This is a genomic window from Micromonospora parva, from assembly GCF_040649675.1.
Taxonomy (GTDB): Bacteria; Actinomycetota; Actinomycetes; order Mycobacteriales; family Micromonosporaceae; genus Micromonospora; species Micromonospora parva.
Genome location: NZ_JBEZFX010000002.1, coordinates 671415 through 694594, shown reverse-complemented (window position 1 = coordinate 694594; position 23180 = coordinate 671415). Strand labels below are relative to the sequence as shown.

The 23180-nt window shown below is 71.4% G+C and carries 25 protein-coding genes; 14 read left to right on the top strand and 11 right to left on the bottom strand.

Features of this window, described 5'->3' with window-relative positions; translation table 11 throughout:
* The first annotated feature begins 212 nt into the window (after window positions 1-212).
* Window positions 213-1112, top strand: coding sequence for a phosphatase PAP2 family protein (locus AB0C03_RS08440; protein WP_357635492.1), 900 nt, complete (start codon window positions 213-215; stop codon window positions 1110-1112).
* Here the strand turns inward: AB0C03_RS08440 and AB0C03_RS08435 are convergent.
* On the bottom strand, window positions 1091-1834 hold the full coding sequence (locus tag AB0C03_RS08435; protein WP_210859148.1) for an SAM-dependent methyltransferase: 744 nt from the start codon (window positions 1832-1834) through the stop codon (window positions 1091-1093). The genes AB0C03_RS08440 and AB0C03_RS08435 overlap by 22 nt on opposite strands.
* A 61-nt stretch (window positions 1835-1895) precedes the next feature.
* Between AB0C03_RS08435 and mug the strand changes: the two genes are divergently transcribed.
* On the top strand, window positions 1896-2465 hold the full coding sequence (gene mug / locus AB0C03_RS08430) for a G/U mismatch-specific DNA glycosylase (RefSeq protein WP_357635489.1): 570 nt from the start codon (window positions 1896-1898) through the stop codon (window positions 2463-2465).
* On the opposite strand, the gene AB0C03_RS08425 is transcribed toward mug, so the two are convergent.
* Together AB0C03_RS08425 and AB0C03_RS08420 are read right to left on the bottom strand one after the other, a co-directional pair.
* On the bottom strand, window positions 2462-2968 hold the full coding sequence (locus AB0C03_RS08425; RefSeq protein ID WP_210865929.1) for an SRPBCC family protein: 507 nt from the start codon (window positions 2966-2968) through the stop codon (window positions 2462-2464). The genes mug and AB0C03_RS08425 overlap by 4 nt on opposite strands.
* Window positions 2965-3327, bottom strand: coding sequence for an ArsR/SmtB family transcription factor (locus tag AB0C03_RS08420; protein WP_357635485.1), 363 nt, complete (start codon window positions 3325-3327; stop codon window positions 2965-2967). Before AB0C03_RS08420 ends, AB0C03_RS08425 begins: the two co-directional genes overlap by 4 nt.
* A gap of 109 nt (window positions 3328-3436) precedes the next feature.
* On the opposite strand from AB0C03_RS08420, the gene AB0C03_RS08415 reads away from it, so the two are divergent.
* Window positions 3437-4537 (top strand): calcium:cation antiporter, encoded by a 1101-nt coding sequence (locus tag AB0C03_RS08415; protein ID WP_030332858.1) that lies wholly within the window; start codon window positions 3437-3439, stop codon window positions 4535-4537.
* 63 nt (window positions 4538-4600) lie between these two features.
* Here AB0C03_RS08415 and AB0C03_RS08410 read toward each other — a convergent pair whose 3' ends face one another.
* Together AB0C03_RS08410 and AB0C03_RS08405 are read right to left on the bottom strand one after the other, a co-directional pair.
* The gene (locus tag AB0C03_RS08410; RefSeq protein ID WP_210865931.1) at window positions 4601-5857 is read right to left on the bottom strand and encodes an RNA polymerase sigma factor; all 1257 of its coding nucleotides are present in this window, start codon (window positions 5855-5857) and stop codon (window positions 4601-4603) included.
* A gap of 3 nt (window positions 5858-5860) precedes the next feature.
* Entirely contained in the window at window positions 5861-6253 is a 393-nt protein-coding gene (locus AB0C03_RS08405; RefSeq protein ID WP_357635560.1) for a YciI family protein, read from the bottom strand.
* Window positions 6254-6457: 204 nt separating this feature from the next.
* On the opposite strand from AB0C03_RS08405, the gene AB0C03_RS08400 reads away from it, so the two are divergent.
* The 3 genes from AB0C03_RS08400 to AB0C03_RS08390 all read left to right on the top strand — a co-directional run bounded on the left by AB0C03_RS08400 (window position 6458) and on the right by AB0C03_RS08390 (window position 8314).
* Window positions 6458-6661, top strand: coding sequence for a hypothetical protein (locus tag AB0C03_RS08400; RefSeq protein ID WP_030332864.1), 204 nt, complete (start codon window positions 6458-6460; stop codon window positions 6659-6661).
* A gap of 138 nt (window positions 6662-6799) precedes the next feature.
* Complete coding sequence (locus tag AB0C03_RS08395; RefSeq protein WP_030332866.1) at window positions 6800-7543, top strand: neutral zinc metallopeptidase; 744 nt, start codon at window positions 6800-6802, stop codon at window positions 7541-7543.
* 120 nt (window positions 7544-7663) lie between these two features.
* Complete coding sequence (locus AB0C03_RS08390) at window positions 7664-8314, top strand: HAD family hydrolase (protein WP_357635557.1); 651 nt, start codon at window positions 7664-7666, stop codon at window positions 8312-8314.
* Window positions 8315-8360: 46 nt separating this feature from the next.
* On the opposite strand, the gene AB0C03_RS08385 is transcribed toward AB0C03_RS08390, so the two are convergent.
* The 4 genes from AB0C03_RS08385 to AB0C03_RS08370 form a co-directional block, all read right to left on the bottom strand.
* Window positions 8361-10916, bottom strand: a complete 2556-nt coding sequence (locus AB0C03_RS08385) for an ABC transporter permease (RefSeq protein ID WP_357635480.1) — start codon at window positions 10914-10916, stop codon at window positions 8361-8363.
* Window positions 10916-11683 carry an ABC transporter ATP-binding protein gene (locus AB0C03_RS08380; RefSeq protein ID WP_030332873.1) on the bottom strand — a complete coding sequence of 256 codons (768 nt, stop codon included), beginning with the start codon at window positions 11681-11683 and terminating at the stop codon, window positions 10916-10918. The genes AB0C03_RS08385 and AB0C03_RS08380 overlap by 1 nt, the downstream gene beginning before the upstream one ends.
* A 360-nt stretch (window positions 11684-12043) precedes the next feature.
* Window positions 12044-12730, bottom strand: coding sequence for a response regulator (locus AB0C03_RS08375; RefSeq protein ID WP_030332874.1), 687 nt, complete (start codon window positions 12728-12730; stop codon window positions 12044-12046).
* Window positions 12731-12935: 205 nt separating this feature from the next.
* Complete coding sequence (locus tag AB0C03_RS08370) at window positions 12936-13850, bottom strand: RecB family exonuclease (RefSeq protein ID WP_030332877.1); 915 nt, start codon at window positions 13848-13850, stop codon at window positions 12936-12938.
* A gap of 140 nt (window positions 13851-13990) precedes the next feature.
* Here AB0C03_RS08370 and AB0C03_RS08365 point away from each other — a divergent pair, with 140 nt between their 5' ends.
* The 3 genes from AB0C03_RS08365 to AB0C03_RS08355 are packed head-to-tail and all read left to right on the top strand — an operon-like array spanning window position 13991 to window position 16699.
* Window positions 13991-15082, top strand: a complete 1092-nt coding sequence (locus AB0C03_RS08365; RefSeq protein ID WP_435823363.1) for a site-2 protease family protein — start codon at window positions 13991-13993, stop codon at window positions 15080-15082.
* Window positions 15079-16080, top strand: a complete 1002-nt coding sequence (locus AB0C03_RS08360; protein WP_030332881.1) for a tRNA (adenine-N1)-methyltransferase — start codon at window positions 15079-15081, stop codon at window positions 16078-16080. The genes AB0C03_RS08365 and AB0C03_RS08360 overlap by 4 nt, the downstream gene beginning before the upstream one ends.
* 46 nt (window positions 16081-16126) lie before the next feature.
* Complete coding sequence (locus tag AB0C03_RS08355) at window positions 16127-16699, top strand: hypothetical protein (protein WP_030332883.1); 573 nt, start codon at window positions 16127-16129, stop codon at window positions 16697-16699.
* A gap of 49 nt (window positions 16700-16748) precedes the next feature.
* Here AB0C03_RS08355 and AB0C03_RS08350 read toward each other — a convergent pair whose 3' ends face one another.
* Window positions 16749-17042 carry a ferredoxin gene (locus tag AB0C03_RS08350; protein WP_030332886.1) on the bottom strand — a complete coding sequence of 98 codons (294 nt, stop codon included), beginning with the start codon at window positions 17040-17042 and terminating at the stop codon, window positions 16749-16751.
* Between the two features lie 178 nt (window positions 17043-17220).
* Between AB0C03_RS08350 and arc the strand changes: the two genes are divergently transcribed.
* The gene (gene arc, locus AB0C03_RS08345; protein ID WP_030332887.1) at window positions 17221-19005 is read left to right on the top strand and encodes a proteasome ATPase; all 1785 of its coding nucleotides are present in this window, start codon (window positions 17221-17223) and stop codon (window positions 19003-19005) included.
* 83 nt (window positions 19006-19088) lie between these two features.
* Here the strand turns inward: arc and AB0C03_RS08340 are convergent, their stop codons facing one another.
* A complete protein-coding gene (locus AB0C03_RS08340) occupies window positions 19089-19451 on the bottom strand; it encodes a GtrA family protein (protein ID WP_167337305.1) in 363 nt (120 codons plus the stop codon).
* 159 nt (window positions 19452-19610) lie between these two features.
* Between AB0C03_RS08340 and AB0C03_RS08335 the strand changes: the two genes are divergently transcribed.
* The 4 genes from AB0C03_RS08335 to AB0C03_RS08320 are packed head-to-tail and all read left to right on the top strand — an operon-like array spanning window position 19611 to window position 23139.
* A complete protein-coding gene (locus AB0C03_RS08335) occupies window positions 19611-20144 on the top strand; it encodes an acyltransferase (protein WP_030332890.1) in 534 nt (177 codons plus the stop codon).
* 19 nt (window positions 20145-20163) lie between these two features.
* A complete protein-coding gene (locus AB0C03_RS08330; protein WP_030332892.1) occupies window positions 20164-21264 on the top strand; it encodes a DegT/DnrJ/EryC1/StrS family aminotransferase in 1101 nt (366 codons plus the stop codon).
* On the top strand, window positions 21257-22204 hold the full coding sequence (locus AB0C03_RS08325) for a Gfo/Idh/MocA family protein (protein WP_081883858.1): 948 nt from the start codon (window positions 21257-21259) through the stop codon (window positions 22202-22204). The genes AB0C03_RS08330 and AB0C03_RS08325 overlap by 8 nt, the downstream gene beginning before the upstream one ends.
* Window positions 22205-22206: 2 nt before the next feature.
* Window positions 22207-23139 (top strand): glycosyltransferase family 2 protein, encoded by a 933-nt coding sequence (locus AB0C03_RS08320; protein WP_030332896.1) that lies wholly within the window; start codon window positions 22207-22209, stop codon window positions 23137-23139.
* The last annotated feature ends 41 nt before the right edge of the window (window positions 23140-23180 follow it).

The window sequence follows — 23180 nt, the reverse complement described above, 5'->3', positions numbered from 1 at the left end:
GCCGGACGTTCGCGGAACTCTACTTGCTGTTCGCGTACGCCTCGTATGCCCGGATGACCTCGTCGGTGGGGCCGTCCATCCGGATGACGGCGGCGGCCCCGGTCTGTTCAGCCAGGGCCGGTACGAGCGAACGTCACCGAATCGAGGGGTCTGTGGATACCGCGGAGCTGCCAGCGGCACCCGCCCGGCGAGCCGTAGCACTGCGCCGGGCCATGCGTGAGCTGGGGCTCGTCGCCACCCTGTTCCTCGTCTACAAGGCGGCGCGGGTGGCGGGGGCCGACCGGGCGTCGACAGCGGTGGGAAACGGGGAATGGATCTGGCGGGTGGAGCGTCTGTTCCACCTGCCCGACGAGGCCGCCTTCCAACGTCCCGTGCTCTCCCACGAGCTGTTGGTGCACCTGGCCAACGGCTACTACGCGTACGTGCACTTCCCCGCCACGATCAGCTGTCTGATCTGGCTGTACGTACGACACCCCGTGCGCTATCTCTGGACGCGTCGCATGCTCGCCGGGCTCACCGCGGCCGCACTGGCGCTGCACTTCCTGGTTCCGCTGGCGCCGCCGCGACTGACCGCCCTGACCGGCATGGTGGACACCGGTAGCCGTTACGGGCCCGCCGTCTACGGCCCGCCCGACACGGACGCGTTGAGCAACCAGTACGCCGCCATGCCCTCCCTGCACGTCGGCTGGGCGCTCGCCGTCGCCGTCGCGCTCATCGCCGTGAACGGCGGGCGCCTGCGGTGGCTGTGGCTGGCGCATCCGCTCGTCACCCTGCTGGTTGTCGTGACCACGGGCAACCACTACTGGCTCGACGGCATCGTCGCGGCGGTGCTGCTCGCCGTCGTCTCCGTCGGGCTGCCGAGGCCCGCACAGCCGACCAGCCCACCCACCCGCGGGCGCGGCGCCCGGACCGGATGGCCCCGCCAGCGCCTACGGGCTCCGCACGCACCGTCTGGTCACCCACCCGCGCGAGCCGACGCCGGTGACGTCGTGAGAACGAGCGGCGCCGAACGGGCTTGTCAACCGGTCGGCTCCGGTTCTCCTGCCTGCCAGTTCAGCTCGGCCGTTCGGTCCAGACGTGACCGGGGCCGTCAGCGACCGAGGACGAGGTAGGCGAGGCCGAGGACACCTCGGTAACCGCCCACGTACTCGCGCAACCGGTCGTCGAGTTCCGCGCGGACGTCGGCCGCACGAGGATCCTCCGGGTACGCCAGCAGCCACTCCTGCCGGCCGGCCAGCCAGCTGGATTCGAAGTCGTCCCATTCCCGCTGGTCGGCGGTGCTCAGGTGCAGCAGCCGCCAGCCGCGTTCGCGGGCGGCCTCGACCAGCCCGGGGAGGGTCGCGACATCCGGGCCGAAGACCTCGGCGATCTCCGCCGTGGGGGGCCGTTCCCAGTAGGCGTCGCCGAACAGCAGTCGCCCACCGGGTCGTACCACGGCGGCGAGGGCGTCGAGGGCCGCCGCGGTGTCGCCGAAGGCGTGTGCCGAACCGATGCAGAGGACCCGGTCGGCCGGCTCCTGCCAGGCGGCCGCTTCCCCCGTCACGAACGCGACGTGCCGGTTCAGCGACCGATCCGCGGCGAGTCGCCGCCCTCGGGCGAGAACGGCGTCGTCGGTGTCGACGCCGACGCCCCGGGTCGCGACCGGGCCGGACACACCGCCGGCGGCGACCGCCCGCAGCAGCAGCTCACCCCAGCCGCAGCCGAGGTCGAGCACGCGTGAGCCGGGGCGGACGTCGAGCCGTTGCAGCAGCAGCGCGGCGTGCTCCGGTGAGAGCGGAGTGTTCCAGCGCATCCGGGCGTAGCGGCTGGCGGCGAGGTGGTCGTCGGACTGCATCGGGTCACTGTGTCAGAGCGCGCGCCGGTGCCGGCGCCGGGCGTACGGCAGGATCGGTGCCGTGGACGCGGAGCGTGCGGGGCCGCCGCGACGGCCGACCCGGCAGGAGGTGGCGGATGCCGCCGGCCGAGGTCTGCCGGACGTGATCGGCCCCGGGCTGCGCGTGCTGTTCTGCGGTTACAACCCGGGCCTCTACTCGGCCGCCGTGGGGCAGCCGTTCGCCCGCCGGGGCAGCCGCTTCTGGCCGGCCCTGCACGGGGCTGGCTTCACCGACCGCCAGCTGTGCTCCTGGGAGAGCGACGAGCTGCTGCGGCAGGGCCTGGGCATCACCAGCCTGAGCAACCGGGCCACCGCCCGCGCCGCCGAGCTGACGTCGGAGGAGCTGGTGGCCGGGGTCACCGGGTTGGCGATGAAGGCCGAGCGCTACCGGCCGCGGTGGGTGGCGATCCTCGGGGTGACCGCGTACCGGGTCGCCTTCGCCCGACCGACGGCCGTCCTGGGTCCGCGACCGGAGCCGCTCGGGCCGGCCCGGGTCTGGGTGCTGCCGAACCCCAGCGGCCTGAACGCGCACTTTCCCCTGCCGGCGCTGACCGCCGAGTTCGCCAGGCTGCGGCGGGAGCTGGACCCCTAGCCGGCCGTCGCGGCGGCCAGCCCCTGGTAGTACTGCTGCATTGCCGGGTGGTAGTCGTCGAACCGCGGGCGGGGCGAGCCGTCGCGGGAGGCGACCAGCAGGTCCAGGTAGTACTCCCAACCGGCGCCCACCTCGGCGATGCCCGCCACGCTGCTCAGGTGCTGCACGAATCGCAGCTCGGTGGTGCCGTCGGTCTCGGTCAGCGACAGCTCCAGCAGCCAGTTGCCGTGTTCGTCGATCATCGACACGGCGAGGCGCAGTGGCGGTTCACACACGTCGATGCGTACCGCACACCAGGGCTGCTGCTCCTCGTACGCCATCTGGACCTGGATGGTCCGTCCGGGCCCGGCCTCGCCCTCCCACGGGCCGAACCAGCGGGCGGTGCGCTCCGACTCGGTCAGGCTGGCCCAGACGTCCTCCACTGGGGCGCGGAAGGTCCGGGTGAGGACGAGATCGTGCCCCGTGGCGGTGCGAAACAGGCGTCCTGCGGGTGTGCGGGTCATGCCGTGTGCTCCCTTCGGTGCTCCGCCGGGCCACGGCTGCGGCGCTCTCGGCGGGTGCGATAGACCTCGGTCTCCAGCGCGTCGAGGTGCCGCTCCCAGCGGTCGACGGTGGCGAGCCCGGTGAGCCAGTCGAGCAGCGGGGCGAGCGGGCCGGGGTCGAGCCGGTAGATCCGCTGCCGTCCGACCAGCTCGTCACGGACCAGCCCGCTCTCCCGCAGCAACCGTATGTGGCGGCTGATGGCGGGTCGACTGATCGTGAACCGCGCGGCGATGACGCCAGCGGAGAGGGGCTCGTCGCGCAACATGCTCAGGATGCGCCGGCGTACCGGGTCGGCGATCGCGACGGCCACCTCATCCACCCCGAAAGAGTAACCTACAGGTTACGGGTTTGCTCGTTGTGGACCTCGACACGGCAGACGCTGCGTCGATGGTGGGCACATGATCACCTGGCCTGGCACTCTGTACGGCATGGCCGCCCTGCTTCGCTCCCGCCTGACCGACTGGACCTTCGCCGTACCCGTGCTCGCTCTGCTGGTGTTAGTCGCCACCTGGGGGCGGGACCTGCCCGGCCTGCTCATCGTGGTGGTCGCGGTGCTGCTGGGCGGTGCCGTGCTCGCGGCCGTGCACCACGCGGAGGTGGTCGCCCACCGGGTGGGGGAGCCGTACGGGTCACTGGTGCTCGCGGTCGCGGTCACCGTGATCGAGGTCGCCCTCATCGTCACGCTGATGATCAGCGGGCCGGAGAAGACCCAGTCGCTCGCCCGGGACACCGTCTTCGCCGCCGTCATGATCACCTGCAACGGGATCCTCGGCCTGTCCCTGTTGCTCGGGGCGCTGCGCCGCCGCGTCGCGGTGTTCAACCCGGAGGGCACCGGCGGGGCCCTGGCCACCGTGATCACCCTGGCCACCCTGAGCCTGGTCATTCCGACCTTCACCACGGCCCGGCCCGGCCCGGAGTTCAGCCCGGCCCAGCTCGCGTTCGCCGCCGTCGCCTCGCTGGCCCTCTACGGGCTGTTCGTCCTCGTGCAGACCGGTCGGCACCGCGACTACTTCCTGCCGGTCGACAGCAAGGGCAAGGTGATCGACGCGGAGGAGCACGCCAAGCCGCCGAGCACCCGGGCGGCCCTGATGAGCCTGGGACTGCTGCTGGTGGCACTGATCGCGGTGGTCGGCGACGCCAAGACCGTCTCCCCGACCATCGAGGCCGGCGTCGCCGCGGCGAACCTGCCGCACGCGTTCGTCGGTGTGATCATCGCCCTGCTGGTGTTGCTGCCGGAGACCCTGGCCGCAGCCCGCGCCGCCCGCCGCGACCGTGTGCAGATCAGCCTGAACCTCGCGCTCGGCTCGGCGATGGCCAGCATCGGCCTGACCATTCCGGTCATAGCGGTCGCCTCGATCTGGCTGGAAGGCCCGCTGCTGCTCGGCCTCGGCGGCACCCAACTCGCCCTGCTCGCGCTCACCGCGGTGACCGCCGTCCTCACCGTGGTGCCCGGCCGGGCCAACGTGTTGCAGGGCGGCGTACACCTGGTGCTGCTGGCGGCCTTCGTCTTCCTGGCCGCCAGCCCGTGACGCCTCCTGGCAGCCCCTGACGCTTCCTGGCCGCCAGCCTGTGCCCCGGCACGGCCCGCTGGTTCAGTCGGTGGGGGGCGGGTCGCCCGCGAGACGGTCCGCGCGGGCGTTCAGGTAGCGCTGCTGTGCCAGGTTCGTCGAGCGCGCCGCCGCCATCCGGTACGCCTCGCGCGCCGCGACCCGCTCACCCTCCCGCTCCCACAGGTGGGCACGGGCGGCCGGCAGTCGAGGGTCGTCGGCGAGCCGACTGTCGTCGGCCAGGTCGGCGAGCAGCGCCAACCCGGCCGGAGCGCCCCGGCTCATCGCCACCGCCACCGCGTGGTTGAGCGCCACCACCGGGTTGTCGGACATCCCGAGGAGCACCTCGTACAGGGCGGTGATCTGCGCCCAGTCGGTGGCCGCCGCGCTGGGCGCCTCGTCGTGCACCGCCGCGATGGCCGCCTGGAGCTGGTACGCCCCGACGACCCCGCGCGGCAGCGCACCGGTGATCAGCTCGACTCCTTCGGCGATCTGGTCGGCCCGCCACCGCGTGCGGTCCTGCTCGGCCATCGGCACCAGCTCGCCGTGCGCGCCGATCCGCGCCGGAGCGCGGGCGTCGGTGAGCAGCATCAACGCGAGCAGCCCGGTGACCTCGGGATCGTCGGGCAGCAGCCGGTGCACCAGGCGGGCCAAGCGGATCGCCTCGGCGGTCAGGTCGGCCCGCAGCAACCCGGGCCCGGCGGTACGGGCGTACCCCTCCGTGAAGACCAGGTAGAGCACGTGCAGCACGGCGGCGAGCCGGTCGGCGCGCTCCGGGCCGGTGGGCGGCGCGAACCGCAGTCCACTGTCGCGGATGCGCTGCTTGCCCCGGCTGATCCGCCGGGTCATCGTGGCCTCCGGCACCAGGAACGCCCGCGCCACCTCGGCGGTGCTCAACCCGCCCACCGCACGCAGCGTGAGCGCGATCTGTGAGGCCGGCGAGAGCGCCGGATGGCAGCACAGGAACAGCAGGATGAGCGTGTCGTCGGCGTCCGCCGCCTCATGGTCGGCGGCGGGCGCGTGCCGCTGCTCGGGCAGCGTCCACCGCGCCACGGTGTCCTCCCGCCGCATCCGGGCCTGCTCGCGCCGCAGCAGGTCGGTCAGCCGGCGGGACGCCACGGTGATCAGCCATCCCCGGGGGTTGTCCGGTACGCCGTCGCGCGGCCACCCGTCGGCTGCGGCGATCAACGCCTCCTGCACCGCGTCCTCGGCGGTGTCGAAGTGTCCGAAGCGGCGGACCAGCGCGCCGAGGACCTGCGGCGCCAGTTCGCGCAACAGGTCCTCGGTCGGGGTTTCCGGCACGTGTCAGCCGGCCAGGTCCTCGACGCCGTCGAGCACCGGTCGCACGTCCACGTACCCGCCGGGGGCGTCCGGGTCGACGAGGCCGGCGGCGATCTCGGTGGCCCGATCGAAGCTGGTGCACTCCACGATGGTGTAACCGGCGAGGACCTCCTGCGTCTCCGGGTACGGGCCGTCGGTGACCACCGGCGCTCCCTCGCGTACCTGCACCCGGCGGGCGTGTACCGGCTCGCTCAGGCCCCGGGCGTCGACCAGTTCCCCGGACTCGGCCAGCGCCTGGTGGAAGGTCTCCATGTGGTGGTGCATCGCCGCGATCTGCTCGGCCGACATCGCCGGCCGATCGGAAGCCCGTCCGGACAGCACGTCATAGTCCTGCTGCGACCCGTAGAGCAGAATCATGTACTTCACAGTGGCCCTCCTGTCTCCGGTGCCGCCCCGGCACCGTCCACCGGAAACGTCGAACCCAACCCCCGCTCCCGGACACTCCCACCCCACCCGATCTGGTGATCAAGAAGTTTGCGTCACGACACGCCGGGCGGGCTGACGCCAACCTCTTGATCACCAGTGAGCGAGGGGATGGTGGGTGGGGATTAGGTTGGTGGAGTGACGGTGGTGTGGGTGGTGGTGGGGGCGTTTGTGGGGGTGGCGGGGGCGGCTTGGGCGGCTGTCGTTCGGCGGGGGCGGGTGGACTCCGCGGACGATCCGGCGGCGGGGCGGGAGGCCCGGGGTCGGCAGCACCGGTACGAGGCCGAACGGCACGGTGACCAGGGTGGCACCTGGCAGCGCGGGCGGGAGTCGAGCGGCTGACCGATCCACCTGACCGTCCGCCACGGCGACGCTCGGCGTGAACCGTCTGGGCGCGGCTTGCGTGAATCCGGTGGTGGGCGTGACGGCCGTATCGTCGGGGTACATCGCAGCCCGAGCACCGATGTCTGGGGAGGCACAGTGGCGGCACGGTTCGGACGCGACGCGCGGGGCCCGTTGGCGGGCCTGCTGATCGCCGCACTGGTCTCACTCGCCTGCGCCGGCGGTGGGCTGGTCGAGCCGGAGGCCGAGCGCCCCGGGGCGAACCCGCCGGCCGCCTCCCCGGGCCCGAGCACCACCCGGGCCGACAGCACCACCAGCATCGCCGAGTTCGAACAGGACGTCGCCGACGCGCAGGCGGTCGCCGAGCGGTACTGGGCGGCCCAGTTCAAGGAATCGGGGCAGCAGTTCCGACCGATCCGGCAGATCATTCCGTACCAGCGCGACGGCGAGGTGTCCTGCGGTGGGCAGCGGCTGCCCCGCAACAACGCGGTCTACTGCTCGCGGGGCGACTTCATCGCCTACGACGTCGCCTGGTCCGTGGCGGCGTTCCGCCAGGTCGGCGACGCGTTCGTCTTCTACCTGCTCGGGCACGAGTACGCGCACGCCATCCAGGTGCGGCTCGGCATCAACTACAGCTTCACCATCCAGCAGGAACTGCAGGCCGACTGCATGGCTGGGGCGTACCTCGGTGACTCGGTGCGCTCGGGCGCCCTGACCCTCGCCGAGGGCGACCTGGACGAGTTCCGGGAGGGGGTGGCGGCGGTCGGCGACGACCCGGACCAGCCGTGGTTCGCCGAAGGCGCGCACGGCACCGCCGAGCAACGCACCGACATGTTCTTCCGCGGCTACGAGGGTTCCCTGAAGGAGTGCGACCTGGGCTGAGTGGGTTGCCCGGGTCACTCCGACGCCCGTTGCCGCCACCGCAGACGCGCGGTGCTGGCAGGATCGCCGGTGTCGCCCACGACCCTGGAGGCTCCGCTGAGCAGCACCTACCCCGCCGCCGTGCTCTTCGACATGGACGGCACGCTGGTCGACAGCGAGAAGCTGTGGGACGTCGCGTTGCAGGAACTCGCGAAGGAGTACGGCGGGGAGCTCTCCGTCGACGCCCGCCAGTCGATCGTCGGCACCGCCATGGCCGAGTCGATGCGCATCCTGCACGACGACCTGGGGCAGCCCGAACGGGATCCGGAGATCAGCGCGGCGTGGATCAACGCCCGGATCCTGGAGCTGTTCCGCACCGGCCTGCCCTGGCAACCCGGCGCGTTCGAGCTGGTGCACGCGGTCCGCGCGGCGGGAATCCCCACCGCGCTGGTCACCTCCAGCCCCCGGGCGCTGGTCGAGATCGCCCTGGACACCCTCGGCCGGGACAACTTCGACACGGTGGTCGCCGGCGACGAGGTGGTGGCCGCCAAACCGCACCCCGAGCCCTACCTGACCGCCGCCCGGCTGCTGGGTGTGCCGATCGGGCGGTGCGTGGCGATCGAGGACTCACCGACCGGGGTGGCCAGCGCGGTCGCCGCCGGCGCGGCGGTGCTGGCCGTACCGGCGGAGGTGGCGTTGCCGAGCATTGTCGGCGTACGCCAGGTGGAGAGCCTGACCGGCGTGGACCTGGCGTTTCTCGCGGACCTGCTGGCCGACCGGGCCGCAGCCTGACGCACGAAGGGGCCCCCGCGGTGCGGGAGCCCCTTCGATTGCGGCGTCAGTCGTGGGCGATGGCGCCCAGCACGTTGATCCGAGCCGCCCGAACGGCCGGGAGCACGGCGGCCACCACGCCGATGACGGCGGCGAGACCGAGGAACACTCCCATCTGCCCCCAGGGCAGGATCAGGTCGGTGATGCCCTCGTCCTTGAGCGCCTCGACCACCGCGGCGCCGAGACCGGTGCCCACCACCACGCCGAGCAGCGCGCCGAACACCGAGATCACCACCGCCTCCACGGTGATCATCCCCATGGTCTGGGACCGGCGCAGGCCGATCGCCCGCAGCAGACCCAACTCGCGGGTCCGCTCCAGCACCGACAGGGCCAGGGTGTTGATGATGCCCAGCACGGCGATCACGATGGCCAGCGCGAGCAGGATCTGGATCATCGTGAGCAACCCGTCGAGCGAACTCGTCTGCTGCTTGATGAACGCGTCCCGGTCGGCCACCGACACCTCGGGGCTGTCCGCGAGCAACGCCTCGACCTGCGGTTGAACGTCGGAGACCCGGGTGCCCGGTGCCAGCTGGATGAAGCCCTGGATGGGCTGCGGGATGGCGAAGTTCTTCGCCGCCGCCGGAGGCAGCGTCACCGGGTTGGTCAGCTGCGACGACTCGTAGATGCCGCTGACCGTGTAGGTGCGGGCCTCGCCCCGGGTCAGCTGCACCGTCACCGTCGAGCCGATCGACCAGCCACGGGAGGTGGCCGTGTCCGAGCTGGCCAACATCTGCGTCGGCCCGATCCGGTCGATGTCACCGGCGGTCGGCTTCGCCCCGAAGATCTGCCGCAGCGACGCCGGGTCGCTGCTCGCCGCCACCCAGGTGCTCTCGCCGTCGATCTTCGCCATGTCGCCGTACTCGCCGTCGACCAGCTGCACACCGGGCAGGGCCTTGGCCTGGTCCAGCACCCCCGGGTCGAACGACGGCGGACGCGGACCGCCCTGCACGCCGGCGATCACCAGCTCGGCCTTGATGGTGTCCTGGGCGAGCGCGCTGATGCTGCCCTTGGCCGAGTCGAGGATGACAGTGACGCCGGTGACCAGCGCGATGCCGACCATCAGCGCGGCGGCGGTGATCGCCGTGCGGCGCGGGTTGCGCCCGGAGTTGAGCCGGCCCAGCTTGCCCGGCACCGACCAGGAGAAGATCGCGCCCAGCAGGCTCACCACCGGCCGGCTGATCAGCGGGGTCAGCAACGCCACCCCGATGAAGGCGAACAGCACCCCACCGAGGATGGTGGACAGCGTCTGACCGCCGGCGTTGCCGCTGAGCCCGAGGAACAGCAGCACCGCGCCGACGCCGGTGACCAGCGATCCGGCCACGGTGACCTTGGTCAACGGCCGGTCCGGGGTGGCCACGTCCTGCATGGCCGCGATCGGCGGGATCCGCGACGCCCGCAGCGCCGGCAGCAGCGCCGCCACCACGGTGATCACCAGACCGACGGCGAACGCACCGATCACCGCCGCCGCCGGCACGCCGATCCCGGCCAGGGTCAGCCCACCGGCGAACTTGCCGAACAGGAACGCCAGCAGCGCGCCCACCCCGATACCGGCCGCCAGGCCGAGCACCGACGCGATCAACCCCACCGCGATGGCCTCCAGCACCACCGAACCGATGATCTGCCGCCCGCTGGCCCCGATGGCGCGCATCAGCGCCAACTCCCGGGTCCGCTGCGCCACGATGATCGAGAACGTGTTGAGGATCAGGAAGGTGCCCACCAGCAGCGCCACCGCCGCGAAACCGAGCAGGATCTTGTTGAAGAAGGACAGGCCCTCCTTCAGGCCACCCGCGGCGTCCGCGGCCAACTGCTCGCCGGTCTTCACCTCGAAGTCCGCGCCGAGGGCACCGCTCACGTCGTCGCGCAGCGTCTCGTCGGAGACCCCGCCGGCAGCGCGTACGGTGATGTTGCTGAACACATCGGGCTCGCCGAGCATCAGCCGCTGCGCCACCGGAGTGGTGAAGAAGACCTCGTTGGCACCACCGATCGAGTCCCGGTCACCGCTGTAACCGACGACACCGACCAGGGTGAAGTCCCGCTTCTTCGACTCGAACGCGGTGAGCACGCCGACCTTCTGGCCGACCTGCACCTTCGCGGCCGTGGCCAACGCCTTGTTGATGACGATCTCGTCCTCGGCCTGCGGCGCGCGCCCCTCACGCAGCCGCAGCAGCTCGCCCTCGCCGGTCCAGTTCTCGCCCAACTGCGGCGGACCGAACGAGGTCACCACCTTGCCGTTGCTGCCGATGATCCGGGCGCCGTCGGCGGCGACGACACCGGTAGCCGACGCCACCCCCGGCACCTGCGTGACCCGGTCCACCACGGCGGCGGGCAGCGCGGCGGCCGTCTGCTCACCCTCCATCTCGTTGACCTGCACCTTCGGCTTCGCCGCGACGTTCACGTCGACGTCCGAGTAGGCGTCGGCGAAGATCGAGTCGAAGGAGCGACCCAGCGTGTCGGTGAGGACGAACGCGCCGGAGACGAACATCACCCCGAGCACCACCGCCAGGCCGGACAGGATCAGCCGGACCTTGCGGGCCAGCAGACTCTTCAGCGTCGCGCGGAACATCAGTTGCCCACCTCGGCCGGAGTGTCCAGCTTCTTCATGGTGTCCAGCACCGTCTCGGCGGTCGGCTCGATCAGCTCCGAGACGATCTCACCGTCGGCGAGGAAGACCACCCGGTCGGCGTACGCGGCGGCCGTCGGGTCGTGGGTGACCATCACGATGGTCTGGCCGTGCTCGCGCACCGAGTTACGCAGGAAGTTGAGCACCTCCGCGCCGGAGCGTGAGTCCAGGTTGCCGGTCGGCTCGTCCGCGAAGATCACCTCGGGGCGGGAGACCAGCGCCCGCGCGCACGCCACCCGCTGCTGCTGCCCACCGGAGAGCTGCGCCGGCCGGTGGTCCAGTCGATCCTTCAGTCCCACCGTCTCGATCACCGTGTCGTACCAGGCCGGGTCCGGCTTACGCCCGGCGATCGACAGTGGCAGCAGGATGTTCTCCTTGGCGGTCAGCGTCGGCAGCAGGTTGAACTGCTGGAAGATGAAGCCCACCTTGTCGCGGCGCAGCTTCGTCAGCCCCGCGTCGCCCAGCCCGGTGACAGTCGTCTCACCGATCGACACCGTCCCCCGGGTCACCGAGTCCAGACCGGCCAGGCAGTGCATCAGCGTCGACTTGCCGGAACCCGACGGGCCCATGATCGCGGTGAAGCGGCCACGTTCGAACTCGGCGCTGACCCCCCGTAGCGCGATGACCTGAGCCTCGCCGCTGCCGTACACCTTCCACACGTCGTTCGCCCGGGCCGCGGCCTGCGCCTGCTGGCCTACCGTCGCGGTCACGTCATCTACCTCTTCCGTCTGTCCGAAAACGCACGCCGCCCCCCGATGGTCCGGCGCGACCGTTCAATCATCGGTGCTTTCCTCGCCCGTCCCGTCCGACCCTGGGGGGACCCGGTGCGGATTTCCCGCTGCGGGTGCACCCCCATGTCGGATCAGGGTTGCCCCTGACATGACGACCGGCAGACCGTTTTCCCCACCCCCCCCGGGCGGGCGGCAGCACCAACACTTCCGCCTGACGCCACAGGAGGGTCAACCGAACCGGGCCGTCTCCGGTCACGGTAGGTGACGGCGGCAACGCCAGCCGTCCCCCCACGGAGGGATCTTCGAGTACGCCAGGTGAGGTAGCCGGGCCGGTGTGGGCTACGCCCGGGGGCGGACCAGCCCCGACTCGTACGCCAGCACGACCGCCTGCACCCGGTCGCGCAGCCGCAGCTTGGTCAGCACGTGCCCGACGTGGGTCTTTATGGTGGTCTCGCTCACCGACAGGACCCTCGCGATCTCGGCGTTGGACAACCCCCGGGCGACCTGCACGAGCACCTCACGCTCCCGGTCGGTGAGCGCGTCGAGCGCCGCCGACGGCGTCACCGCCGGGTCGGGCAGCAGCTCCGCGAAGCGGTCCAGCAGTCGCCGCAGAATCCGAGGCGCCACCACCGCGTCGCCCCCGGCGACGGTGCGGATCGCCGCGATCAGGTCCTCGGCCGGCACGTCCTTGGCCAGGAACCCGCTGGCACCGGCCCGCAACGCGCCCACCACGTACTCGTCCAGGTCGAAGGTCGTCAGCACCAGCACCCGTACCGGCAGTCGGGCGTCGACGATCGCCCGGGTCGCCGCCACCCCGTCCATCCGGGGCATCCGGATGTCCATCAGCACGACGTCCGGCAGCAGCCGGCGGGACAACTCCACCGCCTCCACCCCGTCACCGGCCTCGGCCACCACGTCCAGGTCGCTCTCGGCGCCCAGCACCATCCGGAACCCGGTCCGCAGCAGCGGCTGGTCGTCGGCGAGCAGGATCCGCACCGGCCGCGCCGAGGGTGCCCGATCGCTCATCTCGTCTCCCGTCCCGCCGGCCTCGTGGCGCGCACCGGTCATCCTCGCCCACCGGAACCGGTGCGTCGCGGATCACCGTAGAGGCCGGCCGGTCGCCCTGTCCCGACCGATGCGGCGCCGTTGCGGCCGGTTCACCGGCGTCGGGCGCACCCCCGGGGTCGACCGGCGACGCCGCGCCGGGGCAGGCGCGTCGGTCAGCGGGCGCTCACTCGTCGGCGCCCGGCGCCACCGGGGTGGACCGGGAGTCGCGCAGCGGGTCGGCGCTCGCGGCGGCGACCGGGAACGGCGGCGGGGTGCCGCCGAAGCTGGGACACAGCGCCTGGTGGCTGCACCAGTCGCAGAGCCGGCTCGGCCGGGGCCGGAAGTCCTGCCGGGCGGTGGCCTGCTCGATCGCCCGCCACAGCGCCACCACCGTGCGTTCGAAGCGGACCAGCTCGTCGGCGTCCGGGGTGTAGTCCAACACCTCGGCGTCGCGCAGGTAGAGCAGGCGCAGCACCCGCGGCACCACCCCCCGGGTGCGCCACAGCACCAGGGCGTAGAACTTCAGCTGGAACAGCGCCCGCGCCTCGAACGCCTCCCGTGGAGCGCCACCGGTCTTGTAGTCGACCACCCGCAGCGCGCCGTCCGGGGCGACGTCGAGCCGGTCGAGGTAGCCCCGGATCAGCAGCTCCTCGTCGACCACCGCGGAGATCAGGCTCTCGCGTTCGGCCGGCTCCAACCGGGTCGGGTCCTCCACCGCGAAGTAACCCTGCAACAGCCCGGCCGCGGAGCGGAGGAACTCCACCGGGCCGGCCGGCTCCGCGTCGTCGAAGATCCCGGCCAGCTCCGGCTGCTCGGTGACCAGTCTGTCCCACTGGGGGGCCACCAGGTCACCGGCCGCCTCCGGCGTGCGGCCGGTGGCGGGCAGGTCGAACAGACGCTCCAGCACCGCGTGCACCAGCGTGCCCCGGGCCTGCTCGATGGTGGTGCGCTCGGGCAGCCGGTCGATGCTGCGGAACCGGTAGAGCAGCGGGCAGGTCTTGAAATCCGCCGCCCGCGACGGCGACAGCGAGGCCCGCACCGTCGGCGGCGCCTGCGCCGCGGGGGAGGGCTGGGGGGTGGTGACCGATTCCGCCGTCATGTCGGCAAAGGTTAGGGCACCGGTGTGACACCGACCGCCGCCCGCCCCGCACAGCGGCGGTCCGTAGCATCGTGGCGATGGAGCAGACAACCCGGCCGCCGCGCCGACCGGACCGGCGTCTCGGCCTGAACGTCGGACGGGTGTTCGGGGTGCCGTTGCACCTCAACGGCTCGATGGTCCTGCTCGCGGTGCTCATCGCGGTGCTGTACGGCGAGTTCGCCCGCCGGCAACTGGGCCTGCCGCAGCTCAGCGGCTACCTGATCGGCTTCGGGTTCGTCGTGTCGCTGCTCGGTTCGGTGCTGCTGCACGAGCTGGGCCACGCCCTCACCGCCCGCCGGTACGGCATCGGTGTGCGCGGGATCACCCTGGAGCTGCTCGGCGGTTACACCGAGATGGACCGGGACGCCCCGTCGCCCCGCGTCGACCTGCTGGTCTCGCTGGCCGGCCCGGCCGTCTCCGCGGTGCTCGGCGTCCTGGCGGTCGCCGCCACCCTCGCCCTGCCCGAGGGGACAGTGGCCCACCAGCTCGCCTTCCAGCTCGCGGTCAGCAACGTCATCGTGGCGCTGTTCAACAGCCTGCCCGGGCTGCCGCTCGACGGCGGCCGGGCGCTGCGCGCCGCCGTGTGGATGCTGACCCGCGACCGGCACCTCGGCACCGAGGTCGCCGGGTGGGCCGGTCGGATCGTCGCCGTCGGCACCGCGGCCCTGGTGCTGCTGCTCACCATCGAGCGGCGGCTGGCGCCGCTGGCGCTGCCGCTGATGCTGCTGGTCGCCGTCACCCTCTGGCGCGGCGCCGGGCAGTCGATCCGGGCCGCCCGGGTCAGCCGCCGGTTCCCGCTGATCGACCTCGCCCGGCTGGCCCGCCCGGTCTGGCCGGTGGCCACCGGCACACCGCTGGCCGAGGCCGAGCGCAGGCGCGCCGAGAGCGGGCAGCCGAACGCCGCGCTGCTGGTCACCGACTCGACCGGTCGACCGGTGGCGCTGGTCGACCCGACCGCCGCGCACGCGGTGCCGGTCGAGCGCCGACCGTGGCTGGCGGTGGACGCCGTCGCCCGGTCGCTGGGCACACTTCCCACGTTGTCGCTCGGGTGGGACGGCGAGCGGGTGATGGAGGCCGTACAGACCCACCCGGGCGCGCAGTACGTGGTGACGTCAGGCGAAGATGTCGTCGGCATTCTGCACATCGGGGACCTGGCACAGCTCCTCGAACCCAACCGGAAGATGACACCGTGACCGCAACTCCCTCCACCGTCGCCGCCGACGCCGCCACCCCGGCGCTGACACCCGTGCACCGCGGGCCGTTCCGGCCCGGCGACCGGGTCCAGCTGACCGACCCCAAGGGGCGGATGCACACCGTGACGCTGGAGCCCGGCAAGGAGTTCCACACCCACCGCGGCATCCTGGCGCACGACGCGCTGATCGGGCTCCCCGACGGCAGCGTGGTGACCACCTCCGGTGGCGGCACCGCGTTCCTGGCCCTGCGGCCGCTCCTGTCGGACTACGTGCTGTCCATGCCGCGCGGCGCCCAGGTGATCTACCCGAAGGACTCGGCGCAGATCGTCGCGATGGGTGACATCTTCCCCGGTGCGAAGGTGCTGGAGGCCGGCGCCGGCTCCGGTGCGCTGAGCTGCTCCCTGCTGCGCGCCGTCGGCACCGAGGGCGAGCTGCACTCGTTCGAGCTGCGCGACGACTTCGCCCAGATCGCCAAGCGCAACGTCGAGGCGTTCTTCAACGGGCCGCACCCCTCGTGGAACCTGCACGTCGGCGACGTCGCGCAGTGCCAGGAGACCGGCTTCGACCGGATCATCCTGGACATGCTGACCCCCTGGGAGACCCTCGACATGGTCGAGCGGGCGCTGGTGCCCGGCGGGGTGTTCATCGGCTACGTCGCCACCACACCGCAGCTCTCCGAGCTGGTGGAGGCGTTGCGCGAGCGCGGCGGCTGGACCGAGCCACGGGCCTGGGAGTCCCTGGTGCGCGACTGGCACGCCGAGGGCCTCGCCGTCCGCCCCGACCACCGGATGATCGCGCACACCGCCTTCCTGGTGTCCGCGCGCAAGCTGGCGCCGGGGGTCACCGCGCCGCCGCGTCGCCGCAAACCCAGCAAGGGCACCGAGGCGTACGCGCAGCGCCGCCAGGACCTGCGCGAGGCGGAGGCGGCCCGACAGGCCGCCGCCGCCCAGGCCGCGGGCGCTCAGGCCAACGGTACGGGGGAGATGGACAGGCCGTGACCATCGAGCGGGGTGTCGGCAGCGCCGAGCAGGGGGAGACGCTGGCATGAGCCGACCGGGCTACGGCGGTGGAGACCTCCCCGCGGTCTTTCCCGACTGGTCGCCCTACCAGGACCTGGAGTCCGCGGCGCGGGCCTACCTGCGGGACCCGGACGTCGCCCTGGAGGCGCTCGGTGGCGTGCTGCGCGGCGCGTCGGTGCTCGGCTTCACCCTGGAACGCTTCGTCAACGAGGTCAACGGGGTGTGGCAGGAGGTCGTCGTCTGTGACGGCAGCCGGCTCATCCTCTGGCACGGCGAGGACGTGCCGCCGGAGGAGGGCCCACCCGGCTCGATGACCTCGTCGCTGCGGGTGGTGCCGGTCTCCACCGTCACCGAGGTGGGCTGCCGGCGACGGCTCAACCGCTCCGACAGCGGCGAGATCCGGGTCGACAGCATCGACGTCTACCTGCTGCTCACCTCGTTGGACGAGGCGCCGCCGAGCGAGGAGATGGCCGGCACACCCCGGCACGACGCGCTGCGGTTCGGTAAGACCCTCGACGACGGTGGGGCCGGGCAGATCGCCCGGTTGGAGGAGTTCGCGCGGTTGGTCGCCTCGGTGGTCGGCCGGCCGATGCTCTGAGGCGTACCCCCTTCTGGACCCGGCCGGGCCGCGCGGCCCGGCCGGTGGGTCAGTCGTCCTCGGCCTCCGGGCCGGCGACCTCGACGCCGTCGCCGCGCACCACGTGGATGCAGTCGCCCGGACACTCCTTCGCCGAGTCGATCACCTCGAGTCGCAGGTGCGCGGGAACGTCGACCCGGCTGCCCGGCGCCATCCGCAGCTCACCGTCGACGCCCTTGACGTAGGCCAGGCCGTCGATGTCGAACTCGAAAACCTCCGGCGCGTACTGCACGCAGAGCCCGTCGCCGGTGCAGAGATCCTGGTCAACCCAGACCTGCAACTCGTCGGTCGCGACCTCGGCCACCGGTGCACCCCCCATGTTCTCCCGTCCCACGCTCCGACGGTACCCGAACGCCGGTAACGGCCCGCCAGGCCACCCTTGGCGATCAAGGTTCGGTGACGAGGGTGTTGCGTGGGACCGAATCGGCCTCATAGCGGCTAGTGTTAGGGCAGAACGTTCAAGCCCCCCGGGGAGGTGGGACGTGGCAGCACGTAGCGACGACGCGGACTCGCGCGCCGCACGGTGGGAGAAGGAAGCCCACGATCTCTCCACGCAGGTCGCGTTCCTGCAAGAGGAACTCGCCCTGGTGCGGCGCAAGTTGACCGAAAGCCCCCGACACGTCCGGCAGCTCGAAGAGCGGCTGGCGGCCACCCAGGCGCAGTTGGCGCGGCTGACCGAGAACAACGACCGGCTGGTGAGCACCCTCAAGGAGGCTCGCACGCAGATCGTGACGCTCAAGGAGGAGATCGACCGGCTCGCGCAACCGCCGAGCGGTTACGGCGTCTTCCTGGCCAAGCACGAGGACGGCACGGTGGACGTCTTCACCGGCGGCCGGAAACTACGGGTCGCGGTCTCGCCCTCGCTCGACGTGGGTGACCTGCGGCGCGGCCAGGAGGTCCTGCTCAACGACGCGCTCAACATCGTCGACGCGTTCGGCTACGAGCGGGTCGGCGAGGTGGTGATGCTCAAGGAGATCCTGGAGGGACCGAACGGCGGGCCGGGCGACCGGGCGCTGGTGGTCTCCCACTCCGACGAGGAGCGCATCGTGCACCTCGCCGAGACGCTCATCGGCTCGGCGATCCGGGCCGGCGACTCGCTCATGATCGAGCCCCGCTCGGCGTACGCGTACGAGCGGATCCCGAAGAGCGAGGTCGAGGAGCTGGTCCTGGAGGAGGTGCCCGACGTCGACTACGGCGACATCGGTGGCCTCCAGTCGCAGATCGAGCAGATCCGCGACGCGGTGGAGTTGCCGTTCCTGCACGCGGACCTGTTCCGTGAGCACCAGCTCCGCCCGCCCAAGGGCATCCTGCTCTACGGGCCGCCGGGCTGCGGCAAGACGCTCATCGCCAAGGCGGTGGCCAACTCGCTCGCCAAGAAGATCGCTGAGCGTCAGGGCAAGGAGAAGCACACCAGCTTCTTCCTCAACATCAAGGGTCCCGAGCTGCTCAACAAGTACGTCGGCGAGACCGAGCGGCACATCCGGCTGATCTTCCAGCGGGCCCGGGAGAAGGCCGGCGAGGGCACGCCGGTGATCGTGTTCTTCGACGAGATGGACTCGATCTTCCGGACCCGTGGCTCCGGTGTCTCCTCCGACGTGGAGAACACCATCGTCCCGCAGTTGCTCAGCGAGATCGACGGCGTGGAGGGCCTGGAGAACGTCATCGTCATCGGCGCCTCCAACCGGGAAGACATGATCGACCCGGCGATCCTGCGCCCCGGTCGACTCGACGTCAAGATCAAGATCGAGCGACCGGACGCCGAGGCGGCCAAGGACATCTTCTCCAAGTACATCCTCTCCGGGCTGCCCCTGCACCCGGACGACCTGGCCGAACACGGCACCGACCCCCAGGCCACCGTCGCGGCGATGATCGACGCCGTGGTGCTGCGGATGTACTCCGAGACCGAGGAGAACCGCTTCCTCGAGGTCACCTACGCCAACGGTGACAAGGAAGTCCTCTACTTCAAGGACTTCAACTCCGGCGCGATGATCCAGAACATCGTCGACCGGAGCAAGAAGATGGCCATCAAGGAGTTCCTCACCTCGGGCCGCAAGGGGCTGCGCCTGCAGCACCTGCTCGACGCCTGCGTCGACGAGTTCCGCGAGAACGAGGATCTCCCCAACACCACCAACCCCGACGACTGGGCGCGCATCTCCGGCAAGAAGGGCGAGCGGATCGTCTACATCCGCACGCTCGTCTCCGGCGGCAAGGGCGCCGAGGCCGGCCGGTCCATCGAGACCGCCAGCAACACCGGCCAGTACCTGTAGCACCAGCGTTCAACCGGGGCGACGCGTCGAAACGCGTCGCCCCGGTTGCCGTTGCGCACCCCGGCGGCGGACCGCCCGGCGCGTCAGCGCTGACCGTCGGTGAAGATCCACCTGCGGGAGACGAAGAGGTTCAGCACCGCCAGGCCGCCGGTGGTGAGCACCTTCGCGACCAGGTACGGCAGACCGGCCCAGGTCAGCCCCTGCACGAGGGCGACAGTGAGGGCCAGATTGACCAGCACGAGCAGCAGGTATCGCCACGCCTGACCGCCGACGTCGCCGGTCGAGCCGAACGACCAGGCCCGGTTGAGCCCGAAGTTGACCACGAACGCCACGGCGAAGGCGAGCACCGTGGCGAACGGAAGCCACACCCCCAGCACCCCGTGGAACAGGTAGAGCGCACTGGTGTCGGTGATCGCGCTGAGCCCGCCGACGATCAGAAAACGCACCTCGCTGCGGCGTGTCAGGCCTGCGATCGTCGCCGAGGCCGCCGCCCTCATCGCTGACCCTCGGATGCGGACCCGCCATGTGTCGTCACGGTGGAGCACGCTATCGTCTCCCCGTCCCGCGATCGCCCCGAGACCCCCCGAAGGTGTGCAGTGACCGACATGCCGAGTGTCTCCATCCACCCGACAGCCGAGGTGGAGGCCGGGGCCGAGGTCGGAGCCGGGACTCGGATCTGGCATCTGACGCACGTCCGGTCGACCGCTCGCATCGGTGCCGGCTGCACCATCGGACGCAACGTGTTCGTCGACGCCGGAGTCACCATCGGTGACCGCGTCAAGGTGCAGAACAACGTCTCGGTCTACCACGGTGTCACGCTCGAGGACGAGGTGTTCGTCGGCCCGAGCGCTGTCTTCACCAACGACCTCAACCCGCGGGCGCAGAACCCGGACTGGAAGGTCACGCCGACACTGGTCCGCACGGGGGCCTCCATCGGCGCCAACGCCACGATCGTCTGCGGCACCGAGATCGGGGAGTACGCCCTGGTGGCCGCGGGCGCCGTCGTCACCCGGGACGTGCAGCCGCACCAACTCGTGGCCGGCAACCCGGCCCGGCACCTCGGCTGGGTCAACCGCAACGGCGAGGTGGTCGCCCGCGGCGACGAGCAGCTGCCCGCCGGCGTACTCGAAGAGCGCTGAACCTCACAGGAGACCCCTCATGTCTATTCCCATCACGTCGGTGGTCATCGGCCCCGAGGAAGAGGCCGCGGTCCTGTCGGTTCTGCGCTCCGGCAGGCTGGCGCAGGGCCCGATGGTCGCCGAGCTGGAGCGGTCCTTCGCGGAGCTGTGCGGTGTGCCGCACGCCGTGGCCGTCAGCAACGGCACCGTCGCCCTGGTCGCCGCTCTCGAAGCGCTCGGTCTGCAGCCCGGCGACGAGGTGATCACCACCCCCTTCAGCTTCGCGGCGACCCTGAACGCGATCCTCGAGTCCGGCGCGACGGTCCGCTTTGCCGACATCCGCGACGACTTCACCATCGACCCGGAATCGGTCAAGGCGCTGGTCAACGAACGGACCAAGGCCATCCTGCCGGTGCACCTCTACGGGCTGCCCGCCGACATGACGGCCCTCACCGCGATCGCCGACACCGCCGGGCTCGCGATCGTCGAGGACGCCGCCCAGGCGCACGGCGCCCGCGTCGGTGACCGGGCGGTCGGCTCGTTCGGCGTCGGCTGCTTCTCCATGTACGCCACCAAGAACCTGCAGTGCGGCGAAGGTGGCCTGATCACCACCTCCGACGACGCCATCGCCGACCGGCTGCGGCTGCTGCGCAACCAGGGCATGCGGGTGCGGTACCAGTACGAGGCGCCGGGGCACAACTGGCGACTGACCGACCTGCAGGCGGCCATCGCCGTGCCGCAGGTCGGCCGGCTCGCCGAGACCACCGCCCGTCGGGCCGAGAACGCCGCGAAGCTGACCGCCGGCCTCGCCGACCTGCCCGGTCTGACCACCCCGTCGGTGCCGGCGGGACGCAGCCACGTCTGGCACCAGTACACGGTGCGGATCGGCGCCGACGCGCCACTGAGCCGCGACGACCTCGGCAAGCGGCTCGACGAGCGGCAGATCGGCTACGGTCTGTACTACCCCCGCCTCATGCACCACTACGACTGCTACGTGGGTCACCCGCAGATCGGCACGGACGACACCCCTCGTGCCCTGCGCGCCGCCGAGGAGGCGCTCTCCCTTCCTGTCCACCAGCACCTGGCCAACGACGACGTCGACCAGGTGATCGAGGCCGTACGAGGTGCGTTCAATGCCTAATTTGGCGATCATCGGCGCGGGCATCATGGGCGCGAACCACGGCCGGGTGGCCCTCTCCACGCCGGACGTCACCGTCACCTCCGTCTGCGACCCCGACCCCCAGCGGGCCGCCACCCTGGCCAAGGCCATCGGCGCGCAGTACACGACCGACCTCGACGAGGCGCTGGCCGGCGTGGACGCCGTCGTCCTGGCGACCCCGAGCGAGACGCACGGCGAGTTGGGCGCACGCATCCTGCGCAGCGGCCGGGACCTGCTCGTCGAGAAGCCGATCGCGACGTCCGTCGCCGACGCGCGGAGCCTCATCGACCTCGCCGAGAAGCACGACCGCGTGCTGATGGTCGGCCACGTCGAGCGCTTCAACCCGGCGGTGACAGAGCTCCTGCAACTGGTGGACGACCCACTGTCGTTGGAGATCACCCGGGTCGGCCCGTTCTCCAACCGCGCCCTCGCCGACGTCCTGCTGGACCTGATGATCCACGACGTCGACCTGGCCCGCACGGTGGCCGGCTCGGAGATCGTCGCGCACCGCGCGGCGACCCGGATCGTCCGCTCCGCCGAGCAGGACCTGGCGTTCGCCCTGCTCATGTTCGAAAACGGCATGATCGCCAACATCACCGCGAGCCGGGTCAGCCAGAACAAGATCCGCCGCGTCACCCTCACCCAGCGCAACGACTGCGTCATCGCCGACCTGCTGCGCCAGCAGGTCGAGGTGCACCGCATCGAACACTCCGAGTACCTCTCCGAGGGTGGCGTGCGCTACCGGCAGAGCGGCCGTGTCGAGATCCCCTTCCTGTCCCAGCACGGCGAACCGCTGATGCACGAGCTGCGGCACTTCGCCGACTGCGTCGTCAACCGCCGCCGACCGGTGGTCAGCGGCGAGGACGGCCTGGCCGCCCTCGAGGTGTGCCTGCAGATCCGCGACACCGCGCTGGTCGGCTGAGCATGTACAAGGGTCAGAAGATCGCCGCCGTCGTCCCGGCGTACAACGAGAGCCGGCTGATCGGCAAGACGATCACCACGATGCCCGACTTCGTGGACTTCATCGTGGTCATCAACGACTGCTCCACCGACGACACCTCCGCGCGCGCCCGCGCGGTGGGCGACCCACGGGTCGTCGTCATCGACCACGAGAAGAACACCGGCGTCGGCGGTTCGATCATGGACGGCCACGAGCGGGCCCTCCTCCTGGGCGCCGACATCAACGTCGTGATGGCCGGTGACGCCCAGATGGACCCGGCCTACCTGCCCGCGCTGCTCGACCCGATCTGCGACGACGGCTACGAGTTCACCAAGGCCAACCGCTTCTTCTCCCGCACGTCGTTCGCCGACATGCCGGCCGTACGGATGCTGGGCAGCGTCGCCCTGTCGTTCGCGACCAAGGTCGCCAGCGGCTACTGGAACCTCTTCGACCCGCAGAACGGCTACACCGCGGTCTCCCGGTCGGCCCTGCTGCGGCTCAACGTCGCCGCCGTGGCCCGCGGCTACGAATTCGAGAACGACCTCCTCATCTGGCTCAACATCGCCAACGCCCGAGCCAAGGACGTACCGGTCCCCGCCAGCTACGGCGAGGAGGTGTCGACGATGCGCATCCACAAGGTCGCCCCCCGCATCGCCAGCCTCCTGTTCCGCGGCTTCTGGCGGCGGATGCTGCTCAAGCACGTCCTCGCCTCGTTCTCCGCCGTCGCGCTGCTCTTCTTCACCGGCCTGTTCCTCATCCTGTTCGGCTCCGGCTGGGGGATCTGGGTGCTGGCCGAGACGCTCGGCCCACCCGTCGCCACCACCGGCAGCGTCCTGCTCTGCGTCGGGCCGCTGCTGACCGGCATCCACATGCTGATCTCCGCGCTCACCCTCGACATCCAGTCGACGCCGGACTGACCGGCACCGGGCCCTGATCCGTCCCACGCCCCCTGAAAGGC